The organism is Stappia indica (assembly GCF_020177335.1).
GTDB classification, from domain to species: domain Bacteria; phylum Pseudomonadota; class Alphaproteobacteria; order Rhizobiales; family Stappiaceae; genus Stappia; species Stappia indica_B.
Map to the genome: position 1 here is coordinate 532,227 of NZ_JAIVMG010000003.1, position 25,293 is coordinate 557,519.

Consider the following 25,293-nt stretch of genomic DNA (forward strand, 5'->3'; position numbering starts at 1 on the left):
GCTCTTTATAGAGCGGGGTTGAGCGTCTGAGTTGGCGCAGAGGCCGCCTGCTTCGGATTACACCGCCGCGCTGCGGTTGATCTCGTTGATCGCGTCGACCAGTTCGTCGGCCCGCGTCAGGTCGAAAACCTGCTCCGGTCCACTCGGTGCCACATCCGTGAACGGGCTCTCGTAGAGCAGTTGCGGATCCATCACGCCTTTTTCGGTCAGGTGGTCGACGATCATGTCGATGAACTCGATCTGTTCCGGGGTGGAGGCGGCATCTGCGACGAACGCGGAGAAGGCGCCGCGAACCGCCTGGCGGTCGAGCCCCACCAGCGAGCGGATGAACGTGCCGAGGCCGTTGCTGGCCGTGGACGCCTTCTCGATCAGGTCCGCATCGCCGACGCCGGCCGTCACGAGCATGTCCTGGAGCTGGTCGAGATCCGTTGCCGTGAGCGGCTTGCCGCGCCTGAGCTTCTGGAGCGCGAGATTGTCCTCGTGCTCCAGCAGAAAATGCCGGGCCTTGCGTTTGAACTTGACGAAATCGACCTCGCCGACCTGCGGCAGCGTCACGTCGCCGGCCACGCCCAGTTCGTCCTCGAAATTCGAGTAGACGATCGCCTTGCGCTTCTTGTCGATGTGCGGGACGAGGTCGCGCAGGCGTCGGCGCACGAGCTCCAGAAGCGGTACGGTGACGCCGTCCCACCACGGATCGCCCTGGATCTCCTGAATGAGCGCGGCTTGCGCGGCAATCGCCGGGATGGCCGTCTGCTCCTCCAGCGCCGAGGCGATCTCGACGAGCTGTTTCTTCAACCTGTCGAAGGAGGGGCTGGCCTTCAGCAGCGCCAGTTCCAGCGAGAACATCAACAGGTCGAAGCGCTTGCTCTCCTCGGCCTCGTGCTTCGTTTCCGTCGGCAGGCCGGCGACATCGTTCAGAAGCTCGTCGCGCTTGTCGTCGCTGAGCTGGTTCCAGCTCTCGCGCTTCTGGTATTTCTCGACGGCGCGGCGTTTGGCGCGGACGATGAAATTGTCGAGGTTCATGCGCGCGACGTAGTCGATCAGGAATTCGAGCGCGTCGTCGCGGATCGTCCTCTCGTCGAGCGGCCCGCGCCCGCGTTCCTCACCCTCGCCTTGGTAGGGGGCTCCATCCTCGTCCATCTCGAAACGGATATCCGTCGCCTGCTTCTCGTCGATGGCGCGCACCAGGTCGAACCGGGCCTGGAACAGGCGCTCGCTCAGCGACTTCGCCGAAGCGCCGTCGGTCACGGCCGGGTTCTGGCCGAAGAACTCCAGGTTCTGGCAGAAGTCGAAGACGTAGAAACACTCCTTGTCCCGGCCCGGACCGAAGAGATCGGGGCAGAGCCGCGTTCCGCGGCCGAGGATCTGCCAGAACTTGGTTTTCGAGCGGATCAGCTTGAACAGAACGAGGTTCACCACCTGCGGCACGTCGATGCCGGTGTCGAGCATGTCGACGGAGATGGCGATATGCGGCGCCTTGTCCCTGGTCGAGAAGTCATCGATCAGGCTCTGGGCATAGTCGGTCTTGAAGGTGATGACGCGGGCGAAATGGCCGGCGAGTTGCGGATAGGCCGCGTTGAAGCGCTCTTCGATGAACTCCGCATGGGCCTGGTTCTTGGCGAAGATGATCGTCTTGCCGAGCCGGTCGCCGCCCTCGACCTTCAGCCCGTGGGTCATGACGTGGGCCAGCACCTTGTCGACCGTGTCGGCGTTGAACAGCCATTTGTTGACGGCCGCCGCACTCACGCTGTCGGGGACGTCGTCCTCGTCCCATTCCAGCATGTCCCACTGCTCTTTTTCCGCCTCGCTCAGGTCGTCATAGCGAATGCCCTCACGGAGAAACCGCAGCGGCACGGAGACGGCCTCGGGCGGCACCAGGTAATCGTCCTCCACGGCCTTGTCGAGCGGATAGGCGTCGGTCGGAACCCCGTCCTCAAGACCGAACAGCCCGTAGGTGTTGTGGTCGATCTCCTCCTTCGGCGTGGCGGTGAGGCCGACAAGCAGGCTGTCGAAATAGTCGAAGATGGCGCCGTAGCGCTGGTAGACCGAGCGGTGCGCCTCGTCGATGACGACGAGATCGAAATGACCGGGGCCGAACATGCGCCCCTCGGCGCGTTTCTGGTCGATGAGGTTCATCATCGTCGGATAGGTCGAGACGTAGACCCGGCCCTGCGTCGCCTTCTCCGTGACCAGATTGACGGGCGCCGCCGAGGGCAGATGCGTCTTGAAGGCGGCAACGGCCTGGTTCACCAGCGCGACGCGGTCCGCCAGAAACAGGATGCGCTTGGCCCAGTTGCAGCGCATGAGGAGGTCGGCGAGCGCGATGACGGTGCGCGTCTTGCCCGAGCCCGTCGCCATGACGAGCAGCGCCTTGCGTTGGCGCTCGTTCTCGAAGCTGCGGCCGATCGAGGCGATGGCGCGGGTCTGGTAGTAGCGGCCGGCGATGGACCTGTCGATCTGCTTCACATCGGCGATCGACGCGCGGCTGGTGCGCCGCTGGATGGCGAGTTGCAGCTCGTCCTTCTTCAGGAAGCCGGAGACGGTGCGCGGCGGGTAGAACGCATCGTCCCAGATCCAGTGCTCGTAGCCGTTGGTGTAGAAGATCACCGGCCGCTGGCCGTAGCGCGCCTCAAGACAGTCGGCATAAAGCTTCGCCTGCTGCTGGCCGGCGCGGGCGTCGCGCTTCGTGCGCTTGGCCTCTATGACGGCGAGCGGCTTGCCATCGTCACCCCACAGCACATAGTCGGCATAGCCCTTGCCCCCGCCGTTTGGCATGCCGGTGACTTCGAACTCCCGGTCCTCGGGCTTGTCCAGCCTCCAGCCGGCCTCGGCCAGCAGCAGGTCGATGAAATAATCCCGCGTCTCGGCTTCGGAATAATCGTGGGTGTCCGGCCGCTGCGCGTTGGCCTTGCGCAGCTCGGCGACCTCGGCGCGCCGCGCTTTCAGCTCCTCATCGAGCGATGCCGTGTCGCGCAGCACCCTGGCAAGGTTCTCGTCGCGATCCTCAAGCTGCTTCTGCATCTCCTGGATGCGGGTGAGGGCGGAGCGGACGATGTCGTCCTTGCGCGACAAGTGCCTTTCGTCAAAGGCGAGATCCGGCGGCGGTTGATGGCGGGCATAGGTGCGCGCCAGCCAGTAGCAGACGTGGAAGAGTTCCTTGACCGCCTGCCGCGCATCGCGCTGGGGGATGTCGCGCGCCTCGTGCACGGCGCGGTTGCCGATGCGGATGATCAGTTTTGCCTTGGTGAAGACGGCGTCGCCCATCGCCGCCTTGAAGCTCGGCTCATGCACCAGAGCGGACAGGTTGTCCTGATAGGGAAAGCGCAGCGAAGCGTCGTTTTTGAAGGCCCATTTGACGGCGATCTCCAGCGTGCGCCGGGCATAGAAGGCGCTGGCGCGCGGGTCGCCAAGGCTGAGCGTTTCGGCGCGCAGCGCCGAGGCATGGATGTCGGGAAAGTCGGCATCCAGAAAAGCGAAATTGGACATCCAGGACCTGATCGAAAACGAGCAACGCGGGCAGTCGCCTTCAGACTAGCGGCTGGATTGCAATCAGGACAAGAGGAAAGGGGTGTTCGACGGTGTCGTGCGCCGCTCGTCGCGAAACGCGCTGGCGTTTCGTTTGCTGTCGCGTGGCTCTGACGCCGGAAGCCGCGCCTGAGCCTGGGAGCCGGCAGCGCGCGCGTTCAGGTCCCGCCGGTTATTCAGAGCTCCCCGGTGAACGCGCGGTGCTGGAGGGAGGTGAAGAATTCTTCAAAAATAGCTAGTTGTCGCAATAACTTCGTACCATATGCCCTGATCGCATCGACATTGTCTGTGTACCGCTGTTGATCTGATCGCGTGGGGACTGGGATTTCGAGTTCTCCAACTTGCCTTGCAGTCAGTTGCCTGACGGCTGATCCTGATTGTGTTCGTAGCAATTCTTTTCGCGTTTTCTGATTTGTGATGTAGTCGAGAAGATATCTTGGAGTTATTTCGTTACCGACTCGGATGATCATCATCTGCGCGTTGATGAAACCAGTTTCAAAACATGTGTCAAAAATCGCAGCGCTCCCGAGCGTTCCCCGCAACGTGATGATGATATCTCCCCGCTTGAGCTTGCCTCGTGAAAGAGATTCAAACTTAGCTTTGGTTATGAAGTCGCATTTCTCGAGGTCGAGCTTTGAATTTCGAATATTCTTTGTGCTTAGAAACGGAATTCCAGAAGTCTGAATGTCATCGCCGCTAGGATACTTCGACGACCGATCGCCGTTGATGAGTTCTACGAGTGCGCTGAGCTTCCTCGTTTTGTGTTTCTGATCCCCGAACATCTCCAGAAAGATCGACTGGGTGAGGCTGTCGAGCAGGGCGATGGCTTGCTTGCGCTTCTGTCGCAGGCTGTCGGCCTTATCGAGGATCGCCGCGATCCGCCGCTGCTCGTCGAGCGGCGGGAGGGGGATTTCGAGATTGGAGATCTGGTCTCGCGTGACCGACGCTTGATTGACCCAGCTTCGGCACATTGCCTTGAAGCAGCCAAGCTCAAATTGCCGCCGAAGCCAGCGTGCCACGTAAGCAGGCTCAGCCCAATCGACTCTCGTTCGTAGCCGAAGGAAGTGGTTGCTGAACGTCATTGCTTCATCCGCTCCTTTAAAGAGAGCGGTTTTTCCGACGAGGTCAGGGCTATTTGTAACGTTTAAAAGAATATCTCCGGACTTGAGCGTGAGTTCTTCCTTGACCTTTTTCATCGGAACTCGGCGGATCTTTGTCCAGTTTAGCGTTCCGTCTCGCTCAATATTATTCATCCTAAATTGGATGGTGCCATTCGGGTCGTCTATCCCGCATGCAAATCCGCTTCTTAAATCGTCTGCAATATCTCCCAGCCTAGCAGTGCGAACACTCACAGCATCGCCTCCAGCTCATCGAGCCCGGCGACGATCTCCGCTTCCAGCGCCTTCAGCTCGGCGATGATCTCCTGCGGCGGGCGGTGCTCGACCGCCTCATGCTCCACTTCCTTGTAGCGGTTGATGGAGAGGTCATAGCCGGCGGCGGCGATATCCGCCTTCGGTACGCAGAAGCTTTGCGCGGTGCGCGGCCGGTCCCGCTCGGCGCCGCCGCGCTCCGCCCAGCGCATCAAAACGTCGGGCAGGTTGTTCTTCGCGTGCTCCTCCTCGCTCAAGTCGCTTTCCGGCACCGGGCCGAGCTTGTCCTCGGAAAGGAGCGTCTGGCGCTTGTCGTCGAGGCTGAGGCCATCGGCCTGCACATCGTAGAACCAGACGTGATCCGTGCCGCCGGAATCGGTCCTGGTGAAGAGCACGATCGCCGTCGATACGCCGGCATAGGGCCGGAACACACCGGACGGCAGCTTGACGATGGCATCCAGCTTGTGATCCTCCACCAGCATCTTGCGGATCGTCTTGTGCGCCTTGGAGGAGCCGAACAGCACCCCGTCCGGCACGATCACCGCCGCCCGCCCGCCGGGCTTCAGGAGCTTCAGAAACAGCGCCATGAACAGAAGCTCGGTCTTCTTGGTCTTGACGATCTTCTGCAGGTCCTTGGCCGTCGTCTCGTAGTCGAGCGCGCCGGCAAACGGCGGATTGGCGAGGATGAGGGAATAGGCGTCGGCATCGCCGGTGTGGTCCTCGGCCAGCGAATCCTTGTAGCGGATGTCGCCGCCCTCAATGCCGTGCAGCTGCATGTTCATCGAGCCGATGCGCAGCATGGTGCTGTCGAAATCGTAGCCGTGGAACATGCCCTGGTGGAAATGGCGGCGCAGCGCCTCATCGCGGAAGATCTCGCCGTGATGCGCGCGCAGGTACTCGCCGGCGGCGACCAGAAAGCCGGCGGTTCCGGCGGCCGGATCGCAAATGACATCCTTCGGCGTCGGCTCGACCAGTTCCACCATCAACTGGATGATGTGGCGCGGCGTGCGGAACTGGCCGTTCTGGCCGGCCGAGGCGATCTTCGACAGCATGTATTCGTAGAGATCGCCCTTGGTGTCGCGATCATCGAGCGGAATTTCGGCGAGAAGGTCGACCACCTTGGCGAGCAGCGCGGGCGTCGGAATGGTGAAGCGCGCGCCCTTCATGTGCTCCGCGTGGGCGCTGCCGTCCTCGGCCATGTCGCGCAGGAAGGGGAACACGTGCTCGGCGACGATCTCGAACATCTCCGCCGGCGCCTTGTCCTTGAAGACGGACCACCGGAGGTCGCTGTACGGCCGGCCACGCGGATCGTCGCCTTCAGGGAAGATCACCCGCTCCATGGGCTTGCCGAAGCGGTTCGCCTTGCGCTCCTCCCGCGTGTGGATGTCGTCGAGGCCGCGCATGAACAGCAGGTAGGTGATCTGCTCGATCACCTCCAGCGGGTTGGCGATGCCGCCGGTCCAGAAGGAAGTCCAGACCGAGTCGATCCTGTTCCTGAGTTCGCCTGTGAGCACGACCGTCGAATCCCCGTTGTGTCGATGCGTTTGCGGCGCACCTTATGGGGGAGCGGTGCACGGTGGAAGAGGCCACCGTGATCGCAGTGCTTTAGCGGTCCGAAACCGCCGCGCCATCAGTCGCAGAAACGCATTGTCTTCGCATGGCAAGGCTCACAGTGCGTCGAGGGGAAAGACAGGGCGACGGAGCCGGGTATAGGTGCGCCGGGACAGATCGGGCGAACACAGTCCCCCCGCGTCGGTCACGATGATTTCGGAGGCAATGGGCCGGAAGGCGCCCTTGAAGTGGTTCATGGACTTCACGGCGAGGATCGATTTCTCGGACGGTTCGATCCCGACCACGCGCAGGATGTTCTGGTCGTAGACCTGCATCCGTTCGGAGACGATCATGATGTCGAGGCCGCCGACGCGCAGGCACACACTGGTTCCGGTCGAAGCGGGCAGGCCGGTGAACATCGGTCCTTCAAAGTGGAAGTGACCGTCGCTGACCGCCATGACCGTGCCGGTCACCTCGATCGGTCCGCCGCCCACCGTCGGGTCGGTCTTTCCGCCGATGGCAAGGGTGACTTCGGCACCGACGCCGCGTCCCGCCAGCAGCTCGGCCGCCTCTGGGTCCAGCAGCGCGCCCGCGGCCGCGTTCTCGACACCGGCGTCGAGAAGCGCCGATATCAGCGCCGTGCAGTCGCTGTGCGCACCGCCCCCCGGATTGTCCGCGTAATCGGCGATGACGACGGGGCCATTGCCGGTCCTTGCGGATTTCAGTCTGCGCATGCACTCGTCGAGCGGGACGGGGCCGTTCCAGGTGTCGCGGCGGTCCCAGATTTCACCGCAGATCCGCCGTGCCACCGCATCGGCGGCCGCGCGGTCCGTGGTCTGTTCGTCGTAGGTCACCAGAACGCTGGGGCCAGACGCCCAGACATCGGCGTCGGGAAAGCCGGCATTGATCGCCACGTTCAAGATGCCGGGCGCTTCCATCTCGCGCGCCGCGCTTTCCAGCAGGCGGCACATTGGCCCGTCATCGGAGGTCCGGCCGTCATCGCACCCCAGCAGGACCGGCGGGCGGTGAACCACGGTCTTCGGTGCGCTGCGCCCGGCCATGGCCTCATGCAGGCGTTCGCTGGCCTCCTGGCCAACCTCGCGCAGGTCGACATGCGGATAGGTGCGGAAGGACACTGCAATCTGGGCCAGGTCCGACAACTCATCGAAGACATTGGCATGCAGGTCGAGCGTGATCGCGACGGGAACGTCGTTCCCCACGACCGCGCGGATTTCCCGGAGGAACTGGCTTTCGCCGTCCTGATCGGTCTCGGTCACCATGGCGCCATGCAACGCGACGAAGACGCCGTCATAGGGACCGCCGTCCTTGAGCCGCCGGATGCATTCATCTGTGATTTCGGTGCGGGCCGCTTCCGAAACCGGCCCGCCGGGCTGGGCGTGGGCGCCAAGGATATAGTCGGGCGACCATCCCTTTTCCTCTGCGACATCGATACAGCCGCCGATCTCGGACCCCGTGCCCCTGAATTCCGCAAGAACATCCTGCCCCAGGAAATATTGGGTGGAGCGGAAATCCTTCATTTCGGTCGACAGCGAAGTGAATGTGTTGCTCTCGTGAATGAAGCCGATAACGGCCACGCGGAAACGCATGCCCTACCTCTCGTTTTGCTTGAGAATGGCCCCTGAAATGCCGGGGCGGTCGATGCGATCAGTGATTGATGATCTGTTTCAGAAACTTGGCTGAACGTTCTTCCTGCGGATTGGCGAAGAAGCCTTCGGGGTCGTTGACCTCGACGATCTCGCCTGCATCCATGAACACCACCCGGTCCGCGACCTTGCGGGCAAAGCCCATTTCGTGGGTGACGCACATCATGGTCATGCCGCCGCCGGCCAGATCGACCATCACATCCAGGACCTCGGAAATGCTTTCCGGATCAAGGGCGGAGGTCGGTTCGTCGAACAGCATGATGTCCGGCTCCATGCACAGCGAACGGGCGATCGCCACGCGCTGCTGCTGTCCGCCCGACAATTGGGACGGGTACTTGTGCGCAAAGCCCTCCATGCGCACCTTGGCCAGATAGTCCATGGCCTGCTTTTCCGCGTCGGCCTTCGGGATCTTGTGGGTACAGATCGGCGACAGGGTGCAATTTTCCAACGCCGTCAGATGCGGGAACAGGTTGAAATGCTGAAAGCACATGCCGACGTGATTTCGCACCTTTCGGATCGTGCTGGTTGTTTCATCGAGCTCGATCCCGTCCACATAAAGATGGCCGGACTGGTATTTCTCCAGCGCGTTGACACAGCGAATGAGCGTCGACTTGCCCGATCCTGAAGGACCGCAGACCACGATGCGTTCGCCCTTGGCAACGTCCAGATTTATGTCCTTCAGAACATGGAACGCACCGAAGTACTTGTTCATGTTCGCGAACTTGATGGCGGTATCGGCAAGCATGTCCGATCTCCTTGTTGATTGACCCGGGATCAGGCGCGTCAGGCCATCCATTTGATTCTGGCTTCGAACCGGCGCAGGGCCCATTCGATGAGCAGAACAAGGACCAGGTAATGCGCGGCCGCGATGTAGTAGACGCGCAGATCGAAGGTCTCGGAGAAGATCATTCGCGCCTGTCCCATCAGGTCGAAGACCGTGATGATCGCCAGCAGCGAGGTCGCCTTGACCATGAGGATGTATTCGTTGCCGAGCGGCGGCAGCGCCTTGGCGAAAGCGATCGGCAGCAGAACCCGGCGAAAGCTCGTCCAGGGGGTAAGGTTCAGTGCCGCATTGGTTTCCAGGACCGAGGCCGAGATGGTGTCGAGACTGCCCCGGATGATTTCCGCCTGGTAAGCGGCTGTGTTCAGCACAAGCGCGAGAAGGCCGCAGTAATAGGCATCGCGGAAGAACCACCACAGACCGAGCCCGCGAAGCTCCCGGCTGAACTGTCCGGAGCCGTAGTAGATCAGGAACATCAGCACCAGAAGCGGAACGCCGCGGAAGATGTTCACGTATCCAAGCGCCAGAAAGCCCAGGATGCCCTTCGATTTCGACCGGGCAAGAGCGATCGGCAGGGCCACGAAGAAGCCGATCACGACCGACAGGGTGCTCATGACCGCCGTGAGGATCAGGCCGTCGTTCCAGCGCGACATCTCTCCGAAATAGAGCTCAAACATCGCCATTCTCCTCGCGGATAAAGCCTCTGGAGACGCGCTTCTCGATCTGTTTCTGGGCCCTGGTCGAGAGGGTCACCAGCAAGACATAGATCACCGCGATCAGGCCGAAGAACAGGAACGGCTGGCGGGTGGTGTTGATTGCCAAGGTTGCCACATGGGTCAGTTCGAACAAGGTGATGACCGACACCAGGGAGGTGTCCTTGAGCAGGATGACCCAGAGATTGCCGAACCCGGGAATGGCATGGCGCCAGACCTGCGGCAGGATGACCTTGAAGAAGGCGTTGAACGGAGAGAGACCGAGAGAGGCGGCCGCCTCGAATTGTCCCTTGCCAACCGCGTTCAGCGCAGCGCGCACCACTTCGCTGCCATAGGCGCTGATCACGAAGGCGAGCGCCATCATGCCGGCCACGAACGGGCTGATGGACAGGTGGGAGCCGGGCGCCACGGTCTCGACAACCCAGGAAACGATGGCTTGCGACTGGTAGTAGAGGATCAGAAGCGTCAGGATTTCCGGCAGACTCTTGAAGACGGTCGTATAGGCACGTCCGAACAGTCTGACCGGCGTGTAGCGCGACACCTTGGCCCAGTGGATGAGAAACGACAGGACGATGGCGAAGGGAAAGGTGGCGATGGCAAGGCCGAGCGTGACGCCCAGACCATGCAGCAGTTCATCGCCCCAGCCGCCGCTGCCATAGGAAAGAGAGTTCAACCAGGTCATGTCGTCCTCTGTCGGGCCGCGCCGGGGGGGGGGCGCGATACCCGCTGTGCTGAGGGGAAACCGGCAGGCCGGGCCTTTGCGTCAAGGCGTCCGGCCTGCCCGGGATGACCTGCGCCGCGGGGGGCGCGGGCGCATGCGGATTACTGGTTGAACAGTTCGCTCACGTAGCCCGGCTTGCTCATGATGTCGAACTCGAAGTACTTCTTGCGGATCTCGTCATAGGTGCCGTTGTCCATGATCGTCTTCAGCGCCTTGTTGACCCGGGCCTGCAACTCGGCATCGTCCTTGCGGAAGGCGATGCCGGCGCCGACAGTGCCGTCCATCAGGAAGCTTTCTCCGACGAATTCACAGCAGTCCACGCCGTCGTTCATCCAGTCGCCGATGGCGAACTGGCTCGCCAGAACCAGATCGATACGGCCGCTTTCCAGATCCATCAGCGCTTCGCCGAGCTTGGGGAAGAGCTTGATGTCGCTGTCCGCGAACCAGTCGTCCAGCACCTTTGCCGACACCGCGCCCTGCTGCGCGCCGATGGTCAGGCCCTTGAGCGTCTCGGGCTTTGCGTCGTCGAGATCGACGTCCTTGAGCTTCACGAAACGCATGGCGTTGTAGTAATAGGGATCGGTGAAAATCACCGCTTTCTGGCGTGCGGGCGTGATGGCCATCGAAGCGACCATGAAGTCGAACTTGTTGGCGTTCAAAGCCGGAATGATGCCGCCCCAGTCATGGACGCTCCATTCGCACTCGACCTCCATCACCGCGCAGATGGCATTGCCGATATCCACGTCGAAACCTTCGATCGCACCATCTTGGGAAACAGAGTTGAACGGAGCATAGGCGCCTTCGGTGCCCACCCTGAGCGTCTCGGCCGTTGCCGATGCCAGCCCCGATAGCGTCATCGCAACCGTGAGTGCCGAGATTTTAAAGAGTGACTTCATATTTGGATTCCTCCACCGCAGCTGTCTGAGCAAGCTGCCTCATCGACGTGACTTGTTCCCTATTTCCGCTCCGGATATTATTTTTTTTCCATCAACCGGTCGGATCATCGTGTTTTTTTTGAAAATATCCCTGCGTCGCTTGATCAAACAATGCAAAAGAATTATTCCAAGGCATGAGGAAATCTAATGAGGTGGCGCGCGCCAGATCCGAGCGGAAACGGATCCCGAGCCTGAAGGCCATACGAGTCTTTGAAGCGGCCGCCCATCATCTGAGCTTCACCAGGGCGGCGGACGAGCTATCCGTGAGTCAGGGAGCCGTCAGCCATCAGATCAAGCTGCTTGAAGAAAATCTCGGTGTTCGCGTCTTCGTTCGCGGCAGCAAGGGAATCTCCCTTACGCCTCAGGGAATGCTTCTGAAAGAAACCTGCAAACGCGCCCTCGACGAGATCAGTGAAACTTTGTCCCTCATCCGAAAGACCCGCGACACGAAGACCCTCAGCGTCAGTGCGGGGCCATTCTTCGCCCTGAAAGTGATTGCTCCGCGCATTTCGGATTTCATGAATGAAAACCCGGGACTGCAGCTGCATCTGAACAACGTCAGGTCCAGCGCATCCTCGCCCGGACCCAATGACGTTTTCATAGAATATTGCGAGGAAGCGCCTGCCGGCACGCATTCGTTCGAATTGCTGCGGGAACAGCTGGTGCCCGTCTGCGGCGGAGATCTCATCAAAAGCGTCGAGAACCCGATGGAATTGCTGAGCCGCCCGGATATCACCCGTCTGAACTATCGCGACCTGAAGGACTGGGAGACCTGGCTCGGCCAGGAGAATATCGAGACCGGCGGCAATCACCCCAATCTCGTTTTCGACGATCAGCACACGATCATCGAGGTCGTCCGCTCCGGTCAGGGGATCGCGCTTGCGGATCGTTCCCTGATCGACCAGGACGTGAAGGCCGGCCGGATCTTCGTGATTTCCGAAAGCTATATCCGGCCGCCACTTTCCTACAAGTTCGTGTGTGCTGAAGACATTATCGCCGCCACATCATATGTGGACGTGTTCAGAAAGTGGCTGATGGACGAAATTTCCGAGATTCAGATGCGCAGCGGAAGCACCTGATCGTTGACAGCCACCGATCGAGGCGCGCTCGGGAGGGGCGCCGTCTACCTGGGCAAACATCGGAAGGCCTATATTGCGCTGAAACCGGTGCTGAACCAGCATTTTGTCCTCAAGGGAGGCGGGGGCACGCCACCAAATCAATACCAAAATTCTCAACACTCTAAAGGAAGGAGCAACGTCGCAAGATGGGCATCCACGGCCTTGATGACGTCTTCGCTCAAAGCCAGGTTTGTTTTCTCATTCGCCCAAACCTCCTGAAACGCAGCAACCGTTTCTTTGGCTGTGTCCAATACCAGTTTTTCAGGCAGCTTGGCTTTAGATGCCAATACGGCAAGCTCATTCAGCGTGAGTTCTGCCATCACGTTTGTGCTGGCATATTTTAAGGCCGCTGTTTTGCTTGGGAGATATGGGATCGTCGCAAGTAAATCATAGGCTGGTGCGATACTCGGTGTTTTCCGATCATAGTAGATCAATGACCAATTTTTCAGGTGCATATCGTCATTGCCAATAAGCGTCGAATACACCAAGCGTCGGATAAATTCCGCGATATCGTTTTGGGTAGTTTCAATACCCAGCACGGTTGCGATGTTTCCATAACTCGCTTTCTCGTATTTCTGATGCGGATAGCGCCCGAAAACCTGTGCGAAGTCCTCGATATGCATAGGGCCATCGTCGCTTCGGTCGAAGCGTTTGATAGCGAAAGCTTTTTCGCCCAGTAATCTCCCAAGTCCATCCGGCAGACCATCGATGCTTTTGAGATCAACTAACTCGATTTCAGGAACATCAATCCCGATCTGCTGTGCGATGGTCATGAAGGAGAATTCGTTCTCCGGAACGCCTTCGAACCTGTCTGTGGGGAGCTTCACGATCCACTCCCCGCCGATCCCTTTAGCGGGTATTGTCAAACCACCATTCTTGCCTGCATTGCGCAGAGCCGAAAACTTCAACTGAACGCCAGCAAGAGAGAAGCGAAGGGCCTGTTCTTTGCGCGCTTCTTTCTCCTTGGCAGTTGTCTCGTCGCCATCATCTGGCAGTCCCTCGCCGTCATCAGGCACCACGGTGACCGCACCAGGTAAGTCCTGACCGAGTGCCCACAGGAGATAGAGTTCTCTGACAGGCTTCACGCCTGCCTGCTCAGCCAGATAGTTCCGGAGGGTGCCTTCCGGCAGCAGGTTTGAGAAGAATGGAAGAAGGTTTGGGCCGGTCGATTCAAACTTGGTCAGCAACTCTCCAAGGGGGTTTTTAAAAGACAAGCTCAGCGTGTCGCGGTTCTTACCCGCGATATAGGCCTCGTTGAATGAAAAGATCGAGCGGTCTCCCGGCAGCAGGTTGAGCGTACCGATCTTGTTGCCATGAAGAAGGATGTTAAGTGCGGATACATCAGTCATCGTCATCCTCCAACGAGTAGGCCGGACGTTCTAACAAGTCGGCCTGTTCGTGGCGGTGAACTAAGCTATTGCGAAGTTCTCGTAAGTTTTTTGCAACGCGCGCCAGCCTTCTGACCAGTTTGGCTGTCTCGGAAGAATTGTCATTGAGGCCTTCGATGAGGTTCGGAAGTTCGGCTGGAATATTTATATGCAGGATGGGAGAAACAGCCTTTTCCAGACGGACATAGGCGTCCGTATCGTAGTTGAGGGCTTGTACCCCCTTTAGAGCACGATCAATTTGCTCAAACACATCGACATGGTTGTTGGGAATGTGGGCGGCGTGTCGGATGTGATCGAGTGCCTTCTGCGCACCGCGAATGACACTTAAAGCAGGCGCTGTGCGGTCTCGTGGAAACCCTGCAACAATACTCTCAACTGCTGGCAGAGCTTTTTTGGGCACCAGTTTAACTTCCAGATCAAGTGCACGAGCGATCTGGATCAAACTGGAGAGTTTGATATCCACACTGCCCTTTTCGATTTTGGAGAGATGACTTTGCGGCAGGCCAATAAGGTCACCAAAACTGGTTTGGCTTAGCCCTTTGGCTTTGCGGGCATTCTTGATTGCCTCAATGATCTCGCGATTCTGATTCATAATATATTCTCGCATATAATTTTTCATAATTATATGCGTGGGCATATTTATAATTCAAGAGGTTTGTATCATTTTCATATAGCAGGACATATAATTTATGTCAGATATATGCTTAGGTATATATTTCGGGGGCTCCAATAGAAACAACAGATATCTCGCGGCGCCAATCGCGACCAGGCTCTGATGACAAAGTCTCGCATCCATATGCACGCAGCAGCCAAATTTGGGAACGCGGCGAAGGACGCTTTGGTCTTGTCGTAGCGGGTGGCGGTCCTGCGGAACTGTTTGACTTTGTTGAACATGCGCTCGATCCGGGTTCTGTCCTTACAGGCTCGGAAGTCGCAACGTATGGGTTCCCTGCGGTTTGCCTTCGGCGGAAGGACCGGGCTGATGCCCGCCAGCCGCAGGCTTTGACGCACGGTGTCGCCGCCATATCCCTTGTCGGCCAGCATCAGGCGCGGTCTGCCAACCGGCATCTCCGGCAGGGGTTTGAAGGCGTTGTAGCCTGATGCTTCGCCACCTGTCAGGACAAAGCCAAGAGGGCGCCCCTGACCATCTGACGGGCGTGGATCTTGCTCGTAGAGCCGCCGCGTGATCGACCAAAAGCCTTCTTACGAGTCCGCCCTTTTGCGCCTGCGGCCTGAGAATGGCCCCGGACTGCAGTGCGGTCGATCATGTGTTGCCAGTCATCGGTGGGCCGAAGCTCCACCGGTGTTTCCAGCAAGCCGTCCCAGATGCCTTGTCCCGCCCACCGGCGAACGCGGACATAGACCGAGTTCCGTTTTCCATAGCATTCATGCATATCGCGCCGCGGGCACCCCACCCGCAACACACGCAGCATGCCGGTGAGAGAACGCCGATTATCCTGCGCCGGGCGCGACTTTCGCCCTCGCTCTGAGGGAAGACGCGCTTCGATCAATTCCCCTGCTGCGTCTGTCAGATCACCACGTGCCGAGACTGCCTCCCAAAAGACAGTCTTGAATCACCGCTCTGCTGATTTGGGAAACCACTTTGTCAAAAGGGCATAGATGATTTTTGCGGAATTCCGCGAGGTTCGCCGAACCTCGGTATAGGGAGCCAAGCATGCGCGCGTTCTCGAAGCGGCTGGCCCGGCTCAGGGCTGTGCTCGCATTCTTGGAACGAACCCGTTTCGACGATCTGCGCCAGGCATGCCCATGACGCCGCCTGTGGAGCAACCCTCCTGCGCGGCGACGTCGTCCTTCATCTGGGCGTTCCTCAGAAGCTTCTGCGCGCGCCGGAGGAGGGCGCGCGCAAATTCCCGGTCTTGGTGACCCGTTTCGTCGAAAAAGTGTTAGCCGCGCAGGCGCAGCAGGTGTTCGGCAAGGAAATCGAGCCGGTCCTGCCCCCAGAAGACGGTGTCATTCACCACGTAGCTCGGGGCGCCGAAGACCCCGTGCCGTTCAGCGGAACGCACGTTTTTGCTGAGCTCCTCGATCACCGTGGGATCGGAGAGAAAACGCAGCGCCTGATCCGGACGCAAGCCTGCCTCCGAAGCGATTTCGATGACAACGTCATTGTCGGCGATGTTGCGCTCTTCCTGCCAGACGGCTCGCATATAGGCCTCGATCAGCTTGCCGGTGGCGACAAAACCGTTCAGGGCAGCGCCGGTCACGACCCGCAAGGCCGCTTCATTGTCCACGGGGAAGTGGCGCGGCGACATGTTGAGCGGAAAGGCCAGCCGGTCGCACCATCGCCGCAGCTCGGCCTCGCGATAGGCCTGCCGCTGGGAGGACCTGTCGCCGAGCAACTGACCGCCGGTCGCGGCGAACAACTCGCGATGGCGAACCGGCAGGTACCGGATCGAGGCACCATGATAGGCGGCGAGCCGGTGCAGTCGCTCATGCCCCAGGAACGACCAGTCGGACGAGAGCCAGAAGTAATAGTCGATGGTGCTCATGTTCACCCCTCAATCGGACGGAGTTCGCGCCGGGACGCCACGATCAGCCAGCACACGGAAACCGCAAGCAACGCCATCGCACCGAGCCGAACGGCCGGGTCCTCCAGAAGCATCAGCGCGATACCGAGCGCTCCGGCGGAAATCCGCATGAGCAGCGGGACCGGCCGCTCGAAGAAACCTTCAAGCGAGATCGCAAGAGCCAGGATGGCGAACAGCCCCACCAGTCCGCCCCAAACCGCCCCGGCAAGGGTTCCTGAAAGGATCGGCGTGAAGAAGAACAGCAGCGGGACGATGTAGATGCCCTTTGCCAGCTTCCAGGCGATGACCCCCGTGCGCATGGGCGGGGCCAGGGCGATGGCGGCCCCGGCAAATGCGGTCAGGCACACCGGAGGGGTGACGTTGCTGTCCTGGCTCAGCCAGAAAATCGCCAGATGAGCCGCCAGCAGGAACAGGATCTGCTGCTGGGAGGTGAGGAGCGCGGGAACCAGTTGCGAGACGATCTCAGGCGGCAGATTGGCGGTGACCTCCCGCGCCTCCGCCGGGCTGAGGGCCGCGAAGTCGGTGCCCGGTGCCGCCAGCATCAACAGCGCGCGCGCATTGCCGGGCAGGTCGTTGCCAGTCAGCATCTGGCTGACCAGGTCCAGGGAGGCGATTTGCGCGATGGCGGGGGCACAGAGCGTTGCCAGAACCACATAGGAGGCGGTCACCGGCAGACCGACCCCAAGGACCAGCGAGGCAATCGCCACCAGCAGGAGCGCCAGCAGAAGGCTGCCCGACGACCATTCCAGGATGAACATGGAAAATGTCGTCCCGACCCCGGTCATGGAGATGACGTTCACCACCAGCCCGATCGACACCAGAACGATCCCGGTCAGGACCGCATTGCGCGCGCCGCTTTCCAGGGCGCGCAGGATCTGTCGCCACCCCATCTTGCGCTCGGTCAGCCACGAGGAGGCGATGATGACGAGAATCGCGGCGCCGGCCGCGTAAACGGGGGTGAACCCCAGCACCATCATCACAATCAGAAAGCCGATCGGCAGAATGAAGGACGCACCCTGCTTGACGAGAAGTCGGGCAAAGGGCTGTTCATCCTCGTCAAAGCTGGCCTTCAGGCCCGCACGTACCGCTTCGATCCGCACGAACACCAGGACGGCGGCGAAGAAAAGCAGGGCCGGAACGATGCTCACCGCGACGATCGAGGCATAGGGGATCTGGGTATAGGAGGCGATCAGAAACGCCCCGGCGCCCATCACCGGGGGCATCAACTGTCCGCCGGTCGAGGCGGTCGCCTCGACCGCTCCGGCGAACTGGGGAGAGAAGCCGCTCCGCTTCATCAGCGGGATGGTCACGACACCGGTGGAAACCGTGTTGGCAACGGCGGAGCCGGAGACCGTGCCGGTCATCGCCGAGGCAAAGACGGCCACGAACCCCGCACCCCCGGTGAAGTTCTTCGAGAACCTGCGGGACAGCGCCAAGATGAAGTCGCCGGCACCGGACTGCACGAGGAAGGCGCCGAACAGGACGAACATGAACACGTAGCTGGCGGAGATACCCGCGATGCTGCCGAACATGCCCTCATCGGTGTAGACACTCCTGAACAGCACTGTTTCGATGCTCAGCCCCGGAAAGCCAAGCGGGCCATCGAGGTAGCGCCCCCAGAAAAGGGCGTAGCTCAGGAACAGGGCGATGATCAGGGAGACGACGATGCCGGCCGTCCGCCGGGTCAGCTCCATGGCGCCGACAATGACGATCACAACGGCGGCCATTTCCAGCGTATCGAACTGCAGGCCACGACCGTAGAAATCATCCTGCCGGGCCCATACGACCAAGGTCGCCAGCGCGACCGTCCAGCAGGAGATATGAGCGATCGTCGCGCTGATGGGGCCGCCCCTGCGCGCGGCGACCGCGAAGGGCGCAATCACGCACAGGCTGGCGAAATGCACGCAGGCCAGCAACAGCGGCTCCACCAGCAGCAGCGTGTTCATCACCACATGAACGAGCGACACCGCCGCGCAGAGCAGGGACGGAACGGCCTTTGCCAGAAGCGCAAGGCCACGCGCATCAGTGGAGCGCGGCGTAGAGCCGCGCTCGCAAGCTTCGATATCGGCCATCGTCTAGTCCGCGGCCTTCAGCGCGGGAACCGGCGCGCCCGCCTCGCGCAAGAACTGCTCCGCACCGGGATGAACGGGCAGCGGCACGCCGGTGAGTGCGCGCTGCAGATCCATTTCCTTGGTTGCCGAGTGGATCGACTGGAGGAACGCGGCGTTCGTGTAGATCGCCTTGATGATGTTGTAGACATGCTCGTCCGGCACATCGGCGTTGCAAACGAGCAGATTGGGCGTGCCGATGGTCCGGATCGGGGTGTCCTGGCCGGGATACGTGCCGGCGGGAATGGTGTAGGGCGCCCAGGTGCCCAGCCCGCCATCCGCCGCTTTCGCTTCTTCGGGCGTGTATTCCAGAAGAGAGACCGCATCGCTTGCGGATGCCATCAGCCGGGTGACGCTGCCGACAGGAACCCCGCCGCCAATGATCGCGCCATCGATCTGCCCGTTCATGAATGCGTCGACCGTCGCCCCATAGGCGATGTGAACCTGATCGAACTCCTGCTCCGGCCGGTAGCCCAGATTTTTCAGCATCACGGTGTTGGAGCCGAGCGTTCCCGAGTTCTGCCGCCCCAACGAGACCCGCTTGCCGCGCACATTCGCGAAATCGCTGATCGTGCCCGACTTCACGAATTCCTTGCGAATGATCGGATGTTCGACATTGGTCCAGAGCATCGTCACGGCGCGCAGATTGGACTGAGGCCCAAGCGCCTTGATCGGGCCGGTGCCCGTGCGCGCGAAATAGCCATAGAGGGACTGAATGATCGCGAACTGCGCTTCGTTCTTGTCCAGCAGGTGGACGTTTTCTCCCGATCCCGCTGAATTGATAACGCTGAGCTTGATGCCGGTCGAGGGCTGCAGCTTCACTTGCGTCAGCGTGGCCAGCGCAACGCCAACCGGGTAAAACGTACCACCGGTGGAGGCGGTCGACAGAATGTAGTTGTGCTCCGTCGCCGCCAGTACGCGCGTTCCGGCGGCAATGCTTGCCACCGCACCAAGGCTCGCACCCAGAAACTGCCGTCGATCAAACTTGCTCGAACTCAGCATGTCTTCCTCCCTCGCTTGTTCGTGTGCGAGGCACCCTATCGGAGGAGATGCGTCCTGAGCAGTCGCGTTTCTCAATGTTACATATAAGTCTAGCTTATGAATTGGTGGGCGCTTTGCAGAAACTCGTCCCAGAGCGCACGCGCCGGGGCAGCCAGCCGCTGGTCGCTTCGCCGCACCAGCACGACCTGGCGCGTGATGCGCGGCCAGTCCAGCGACACCCACTCCAATGCGCATTCCGCCGCCCGCGCTTCGGCCAGCCCGCGCGGCAACAGCGCGACGAGGCCGCCCACCCCCGTCATGGTCAGCATCAGGCTGACATTGTCGACCTCCATGGCGATATCGAGCGGCCGGCTCTGCGTTGCCCGGTCGATCAGCGAACGCAGGGCGTATCCCTTCTGGAAGGCGATGATCTGATGCGCCTCGGTCAGAGTGCGGGTCGCCTTCAACTGCTCGGCCACATCCGTGCCGGGCTGATAGACCGCGACGATTTCCTCCAGAAACAGGTTTTCCAGATGCAGGTCCTGATCCACCGCCGCCGATCCGTAAATCAAGCCAAAATCGACGTTTCGGACACGAACGAGGTTGAGAACGTCCAGCGTGCTCCTTCCCTTTACGTCCAGGCGTGCGCCCAGGTTGCGCAACCGGTATCCCACCAGGGTCTCCGGCAGGAAATAGGAAAAAAGTGTATGCACGGCCGCGATTGACAGGCTCTGGAACTGATTGCTCTCAAAACGTGTCTCCGCCCATGCGAGCTCGATTGCATGAAAATGGGTTTCGAGCCGCCCCTTCATGTATTCGCCAAGCTGCGTGAGCAAGAGGCGGCGACCGCCACGATGAAAGAGAGGACGCCCCAGGGAGCGCTCCAACTGGGCAATCTGCTGGCTCAGCGCGGGCTGGGACAGGCCCAGGCGCTCGGCTGCGGCGGTGAAGGTTCCTTCCGACGCGACCATAAGGAAATAGTGAAGTGCGTGATAGTTGAGCGGCGGCATCGGTCCTGCCTGGATAAGTTGGGGTTATAGTCTGTATTGCCCGGAGCGCCTTCGTCAACCGCAGCCGTGCCGATATGGATTGTGCCCGTCAAAAGGAGCACAGCATGACCCATTTTTCCTCTGCGGATTTCGACAAGACCCCGCCGACCATCGTCCCGGTGGTGCCCGAGCGCCTGATTCACAAGAGCGTTCTGTCGGAAAAGCAGGATGCCTACTCGAAGGAACGCAAGCACCCGGTGTCCTTCGTGGACCTGCCGTCCATCACCTTGAGCATGACCATTGGCGGTCTCGTTCCCGGCGGCGCGTCCAACAAGCACCGTCATACCTATGAGACGATGCTGTTCGTTCTGGAGGGCAAGGGCTACACGGAGATCGAGGGGCGCCGGGTGGACTGGGAAAAGGGGGACGCCCTTTATATCCCCGTCTGGGCTTGGCATCAGCATTTCAATCTCGATGACAACGAACCGGCCACCTACCTGGCCTGTGAGAATGCACCGCTGTTGCAGAACCTCGGCGGGCTCGGCTTGCGCGAAGAGAGCTGATCACCGGTCCCGATAAATCTGGCAGCTCGGCGGTCTCCGCCGCCGGGCTGCGAGGGGCTGGCTGGCGACCGGCAGGCTGAAGGGCCGGGGAGGGGGCGTCCGGGCACTTCTGGTTGTGCCATCGGCTCTGCCCTCCCGCCTTGGTCATGCGGGTGCCCTGCATCCTTGGGGTTTTTGCTGACTGGTCATTCAATCGTCATGAAAACGCAGTCCGTTTTTCACATAGCCGGAATAGATGGGGCTCGGACGAGCTCCCCATCGGGGCTCCACGTGCAAATCGGAAAAAAACATGACGTCACAAGTTTACAGCCGCCGGGCCATCCTGCGCGGAGCCGCTACGGTCGCGCTTGCAGCTCCCTTCGTTGCCCGTGGATCCTGGGCGCGCGCCAGCTCCGGAGAGCTCCGCCTCGCCGCATGGGCTGGCTATATCTCGCCGGAAATGCTTGAGGCCTTCGAAAAGGCGACCGGCATCAAGACGACCTACACGCCCTACGGCACCAACGAAGAAATCCTCAGCATGATGCGCGTCAATCAGGGCGGGGGATTCGATGCGATCTGGCCGGCTCTCGACCGCGTGCCGAACTACGTCGAGGACATGCTGATCCAGCCCATCGACGAAAGCCGCGTGGAATGGGATCGCTGCATCGACAGCGCGATCAAGAGCTCGGAGACCCTGGGCGCCGTGGTGAACGGCAAGCGCTACCAGGTGCCGACCGACTGGGGCACCGAGGCCCTGACCTTCAACACCGAAAAGCTGTCGCTGGAATACGGCACGGCCTCCTACGCGGATCTGTGGCAGCCGGAACTGGCCGGCAAGGTCACCGTGCGCGGTCACTCGGCGCTGGTCGGCATCGCGCTGTGGCTGGAGCGGGAAGGCAAGCTGCCGCGTCCCTTCCTTGACAGCTTCAAGGATGCCGACGCGATGCGCGCCAACTATGACGTGATTCTGGCCGAAGCCATCGCCCGCAAGAAGACCATCGCCCAGTTCTGGTCGAACCAGAACGAGGCACAGGGCGCATTCCGCACCAACGGCTGCATTCTGGGCCAGACGTGGGATTCCACTGCTGCCGGGCTCAAGGAAGAAGGGCAGCCGATTTCCTATCTCGCTCCGCGGGAAGGGGCTCTGTCCTGGATGGAAGGCATCTCGCTCCCGGTCGGCTCGGAAAATGTCGAACAGGCCTATGCCTTCATCAACTGGATGCTGACGCCGGAAGCCGGCGCGATGTACGCCAGCCACGCCAAGGTGAACACCACCGCCAAGGGCGCCGACGCCTTCCTGCCGCAGGAAATGAAGACCTTCTTCCAGACCGCCTATCCGGGCGATGCCATCGACAATCTGTGGTGGTGGCCGGTTCAGGAGAACTGGTTCGTCGAGCTGCGCGGCGAGTATCAGGACCGGTTCCTCAGTGCTTGATCTTCCTTCGGTCACAGCCGGGGGCGTCATGGGCGAGAGGCCTGACGCTCCCGGTCAGCCGCCCAGTGCCGTGAGCCTGAGGGGCGTCGAAATGCGTTTCGGCGCCACTCGGGCCGTGAAGAGCCTCTCCCTGGACGTGCGCCAGGGGGAGTTCTTCTCGATCCTCGGGCCGTCCGGCTGCGGCAAGACCACCTTGCTGCGCCTGATTTCGGGCTTCCAGCAACCCACTGCCGGGCAGGTGCTGATCAACGGCACGGACATGGCGGGCGTGCCGTCCAACATGCGCGCCACCGCGATGATCTTTCAGTCCCTGGCGCTGTTTCCCTTCATGCGCGTTTGGGAAAACATCGCCTTCGGTCTGGAGGCGCGCGGTGTCGGCACGGCCGAACGTCGCCGCGAGGCGGAGCGCCTGTTGGAGCTGATTGCGTTGCCCGGTTACGGCAACAGGATGCCGGGTGAATTGTCCGGCGGTCAGCGCCAGCGCGTGGCCATCGCTCGCGCCCTGGCGATCCAGCCGCAGGTTCTGTTGCTGGACGAACCGCTTTCGGCGCTCGATCTGAAGCTGCGCCAGCATATGCGTGCCGAGTTGCGCGATCTGCAAAAACGGACCGGCGTCACCTTCATCTACATCACCCACGACCAGTCCGAGGCGCTGGCCATGTCGGACCGGGTGGCGGTGATGAATGCTGGCCAACTCCAGCAGGTCGGCTCGCCGCAAGAGCTGTACAGCCATCCGGCAACGTCGTTCGTGGCTCAATTTGTTGGCGAAAACAATGCCTTGATGGGTACGGTCACGGAAGTCTCCGGCGGGACGGCTGTGCTGGAAGGCCCTCAGGGGCGGTTCGCGGGCCGGGCTGGACCGGGCCTCAAGCCGGGTGCGAAGGCGCGGCTTTATGTGCGGCCGGAGGCGCTCTCTCCCTCCCGGGAGATCGGCGAAAATCGTCTGAAGCTGGCCATCGAGCGGTTCGATTTCGAAGGCGCTTTCGCAACGGCCTATGCGGTTCTGCAAGGGACGGGTTCGCCGCAGCGGATGTCCTTGACGATTTCCCAGCAAGGGTTGTCCGACGCTCCGGCCATAGGCGCACCATTCACGGCCGGGTTCTCGGCGGAAGATGCGATTGTGCTGAGCGATGACTGAGATATTCGACCGTTTCGGCAAGCCGCTCGGCGGCATTTTCCTGGGGCTTGCCCTGTTGTGGCTGGCCGGCATGGTGCTGGTGCCGGGCGTCTTCATGATCAACGCGTCGCTGCGGCCGCATCTGCCGCCCCCCTTGCGCGGGGGCGAGCTCGATGTCTATGTGCTCGACAACTTTGCCTATCTGATCAACCACGTGAACCACGGCCGGATCTTCTTCAAGACGGTGTGGTCCAGTGCGCTCGTCACGCTGGCAACCCTTCTGCTCTGCTACCCCATCGCCTTCTGGCTGGCGAAGGTGGCGCGGCGCTGGCAGGTGGCGGTGATGCTGGTCCTGCTGTTGATCCCCTACCTGATGAACGAGGTGCTGCGCGGGCTCGCCTGGTACATCATCCTGGCCTTCAGCGGTCCGCTCAACGCGATCCTGATCGGGCTGGGGCTGATGGACGAGCCGGTGCGCTGGTATGGCGATGGCGGTGTCGTGGCCGGGATGGCCTATGCCTATCTCCTGTTCATGCTGTTTCCGATCTACAACGCCATCTCGACCCTTGACCGGGCGCAGATCGACGCCGCCCGCGATCTGGGGGCCAGTGCCTGGCGCATTCACCGCCGGGTTGTGCTGCCGCATGCCAAGGTGGGCATCGCAACCGGTTGCGTCTTTGTCTTCATGATGGCGGCGGGCAGCTATGTCGCGCCTGCGCTTCTGGGGGCGCCGGGCAGCCGGTGGTTCACGCAGATCGTCTATGAATGGTTCTTCGAGATCGGAAACTGGAACCGTGGCGCGGCCTATGGCGTGGCGCTGATGGCCATGTGCCTGGCGGTCGTCCTCGGTCTTCTGGCGCTGTTCCGGGTCAATTTGGCGAGTGCCGTAAAATGACGCAAACCACAACCGCCACCGCCACTCTGGACGCGGACCTGCCGCCGATCATCCCGGCACGCCGGCTGTCCCATTCCGGCATGGGCGTGCTGCTTGGCCGGCTCCAGCCCTTGGCTGGACGGATCTATCTGCTCGTCTTCGTGCTCTTTTTGATGTCGCCGTTGCTGATCCTGGCCGCCGCGGCCTTCAACGACAGCAGCTTTCCGACCATCCTGCCATGGCAGGGCAGCACCATCAAATGGATCGTGGCGCTGTTCCATGACGGGGAAATCGGCCAGGCGCTGATCAGTTCGGGCATCATTGCCGCGGGCGTCATCGGGTTGTCCCTGCCGGTCGGTACGGCAGCGGCGCTGGTGCTGACCAGCCTGCATGGGCGCACGCGCGGGGTGGTCTATGCGCTGATGGTCTCGCCCATGCTGATCCCGGGCATCGTGATCGGCATTTCGACGCTGCTCTTCTGGCGGCAGGTCGGGGTCAATGGCGGCTACTTCCTGACGATCCTGGCCCAGTCGAGCTTCATCATCTCCTTCGTGATGCTGATGATCGTTGCCCAGTTGCAACGGTTCGACCGCACCATGGAAGAGGCCGCGCTTGGGTTGGGGGCGTCGCGCCTGCTGGTGTTCCGGCGCATTCTTCTGCCCTATCTGCGCCCCGCCTTGCTCGCCGCCTGCTGCATCGCCTTCCTGCAGTCGTTCGAGAACTACAATACCACGCTGTTCGTTCGCGGCACGGAAACGCCGCTGACGATCTTCATCGCCACCAAGGTGCGCACCGGGCTGACGCCGGTCATCAACGCGCTTGGTCTCGTCATGATGGTCGGCACGATCATCGGTGCGGTCATGTGGGAAATCGCCCGCTACCGGCGCGCGGTACGATCCGCCGCCATCTGACCGGCACAGCTTGTGTGTCTC

At 61.1% G+C, this 25,293-nt stretch carries 20 protein-coding genes and 1 pseudogene; 6 read left to right on the forward strand and 15 right to left on the reverse strand.

Annotated features, from left to right (window positions below; genetic code table 11):
• Positions 1-57: 57 nt before the first annotated feature.
• The 8 genes from LC062_RS06890 to LC062_RS06925 all read right to left on the reverse strand — a co-directional run bounded on the left by LC062_RS06890 (position 58) and on the right by LC062_RS06925 (position 11,221).
• The gene (locus LC062_RS06890; RefSeq protein ID WP_224910286.1) at positions 58-3,486 is read right to left on the reverse strand and encodes a DEAD/DEAH box helicase family protein; all 3,429 of its coding nucleotides are present in this window, start codon (positions 3,484-3,486) and stop codon (positions 58-60) included.
• A 215-nt stretch (positions 3,487-3,701) separates the two neighbouring features.
• A complete protein-coding gene (locus LC062_RS06895) occupies positions 3,702-4,877 on the reverse strand; it encodes a restriction endonuclease subunit S (RefSeq protein ID WP_224910287.1) in 1,176 nt (391 codons plus the stop codon).
• Positions 4,874-6,409 (reverse strand): type I restriction-modification system subunit M, encoded by a 1,536-nt coding sequence (locus LC062_RS06900; RefSeq protein WP_224910288.1) that lies wholly within the window; start codon positions 6,407-6,409, stop codon positions 4,874-4,876. The genes LC062_RS06895 and LC062_RS06900 overlap by 4 nt, the downstream gene beginning before the upstream one ends.
• A gap of 153 nt (positions 6,410-6,562) precedes the next feature.
• Complete coding sequence (locus LC062_RS06905) at positions 6,563-8,053, reverse strand: M81 family metallopeptidase (RefSeq protein ID WP_224910289.1); 1,491 nt, start codon at positions 8,051-8,053, stop codon at positions 6,563-6,565.
• 58 nt (positions 8,054-8,111) lie between these two features.
• Positions 8,112-8,855 (reverse strand): amino acid ABC transporter ATP-binding protein, encoded by a 744-nt coding sequence (locus tag LC062_RS06910; protein ID WP_224910290.1) that lies wholly within the window; start codon positions 8,853-8,855, stop codon positions 8,112-8,114.
• Positions 8,856-8,893: 38 nt separating this feature from the next.
• Entirely contained in the window at positions 8,894-9,568 is a 675-nt protein-coding gene (locus tag LC062_RS06915) for an ABC transporter permease subunit (RefSeq protein WP_224910291.1), read from the reverse strand.
• The gene (locus LC062_RS06920) at positions 9,561-10,286 is read right to left on the reverse strand and encodes an ABC transporter permease (protein WP_224910292.1); all 726 of its coding nucleotides are present in this window, start codon (positions 10,284-10,286) and stop codon (positions 9,561-9,563) included. Before LC062_RS06920 ends, LC062_RS06915 begins: the two co-directional genes overlap by 8 nt.
• Positions 10,287-10,426: 140 nt before the next feature.
• Positions 10,427-11,221: a transporter substrate-binding domain-containing protein gene (locus tag LC062_RS06925; protein WP_224910293.1), complete on the reverse strand. Its 795-nt coding sequence runs from the start codon at positions 11,219-11,221 to the stop codon at positions 10,427-10,429.
• 191 nt (positions 11,222-11,412) lie between these two features.
• Here LC062_RS06925 and LC062_RS06930 point away from each other — a divergent pair, with 191 nt between their 5' ends.
• Positions 11,413-12,339: a LysR family transcriptional regulator gene (locus LC062_RS06930; protein WP_224910294.1), complete on the forward strand. Its 927-nt coding sequence runs from the start codon at positions 11,413-11,415 to the stop codon at positions 12,337-12,339.
• Positions 12,340-12,491: 152 nt separating this feature from the next.
• Here the strand turns inward: LC062_RS06930 and LC062_RS06935 are convergent, their stop codons facing one another.
• The 7 genes and pseudogenes from LC062_RS06935 to LC062_RS06970 form a co-directional block, all read right to left on the reverse strand.
• Entirely contained in the window at positions 12,492-13,727 is a 1,236-nt protein-coding gene (locus LC062_RS06935; protein WP_224910295.1) for a type II toxin-antitoxin system HipA family toxin, read from the reverse strand.
• A complete protein-coding gene (locus LC062_RS06940; RefSeq protein ID WP_224910296.1) occupies positions 13,720-14,358 on the reverse strand; it encodes a helix-turn-helix domain-containing protein in 639 nt (212 codons plus the stop codon). Before LC062_RS06940 ends, LC062_RS06935 begins: the two co-directional genes overlap by 8 nt.
• 179 nt (positions 14,359-14,537) lie before the next feature.
• Positions 14,538-15,298: pseudogene (locus LC062_RS21645) on the reverse strand (IS5 family transposase); the annotation flags it as partial.
• Between the two features lie 372 nt (positions 15,299-15,670).
• The gene (locus LC062_RS06955) at positions 15,671-16,276 is read right to left on the reverse strand and encodes a 2-hydroxychromene-2-carboxylate isomerase (RefSeq protein ID WP_224910297.1); all 606 of its coding nucleotides are present in this window, start codon (positions 16,274-16,276) and stop codon (positions 15,671-15,673) included.
• A 2-nt stretch (positions 16,277-16,278) separates the two neighbouring features.
• On the reverse strand, positions 16,279-18,387 hold the full coding sequence (locus tag LC062_RS06960; RefSeq protein ID WP_224910298.1) for a TRAP transporter permease: 2,109 nt from the start codon (positions 18,385-18,387) through the stop codon (positions 16,279-16,281).
• 3 nt (positions 18,388-18,390) lie between these two features.
• The gene (locus LC062_RS06965) at positions 18,391-19,425 is read right to left on the reverse strand and encodes a TAXI family TRAP transporter solute-binding subunit (protein ID WP_224910299.1); all 1,035 of its coding nucleotides are present in this window, start codon (positions 19,423-19,425) and stop codon (positions 18,391-18,393) included.
• 89 nt (positions 19,426-19,514) lie between these two features.
• Positions 19,515-20,414 carry a LysR family transcriptional regulator gene (locus LC062_RS06970; protein ID WP_224910300.1) on the reverse strand — a complete coding sequence of 300 codons (900 nt, stop codon included), beginning with the start codon at positions 20,412-20,414 and terminating at the stop codon, positions 19,515-19,517.
• A gap of 104 nt (positions 20,415-20,518) precedes the next feature.
• On the opposite strand from LC062_RS06970, the gene LC062_RS06975 reads away from it, so the two are divergent.
• From LC062_RS06975 to LC062_RS06995, 5 genes are all read left to right on the forward strand, one after another.
• Positions 20,519-20,956, forward strand: a complete 438-nt coding sequence (locus LC062_RS06975) for a cupin domain-containing protein (RefSeq protein ID WP_224910301.1) — start codon at positions 20,519-20,521, stop codon at positions 20,954-20,956.
• Positions 20,957-21,245: 289 nt separating this feature from the next.
• Complete coding sequence (locus tag LC062_RS06980; protein WP_224910302.1) at positions 21,246-22,370, forward strand: extracellular solute-binding protein; 1,125 nt, start codon at positions 21,246-21,248, stop codon at positions 22,368-22,370.
• Between the two features lie 91 nt (positions 22,371-22,461).
• Positions 22,462-23,508, forward strand: coding sequence for an ABC transporter ATP-binding protein (locus tag LC062_RS06985; RefSeq protein WP_224910303.1), 1,047 nt, complete (start codon positions 22,462-22,464; stop codon positions 23,506-23,508).
• A complete protein-coding gene (locus LC062_RS06990) occupies positions 23,501-24,382 on the forward strand; it encodes an ABC transporter permease (protein ID WP_224910304.1) in 882 nt (293 codons plus the stop codon). The genes LC062_RS06985 and LC062_RS06990 overlap by 8 nt, the downstream gene beginning before the upstream one ends.
• On the forward strand, positions 24,379-25,272 hold the full coding sequence (locus LC062_RS06995; protein ID WP_224910305.1) for an ABC transporter permease: 894 nt from the start codon (positions 24,379-24,381) through the stop codon (positions 25,270-25,272). Before LC062_RS06990 ends, LC062_RS06995 begins: the two co-directional genes overlap by 4 nt.
• Positions 25,273-25,293 lie beyond the last annotated feature (21 nt).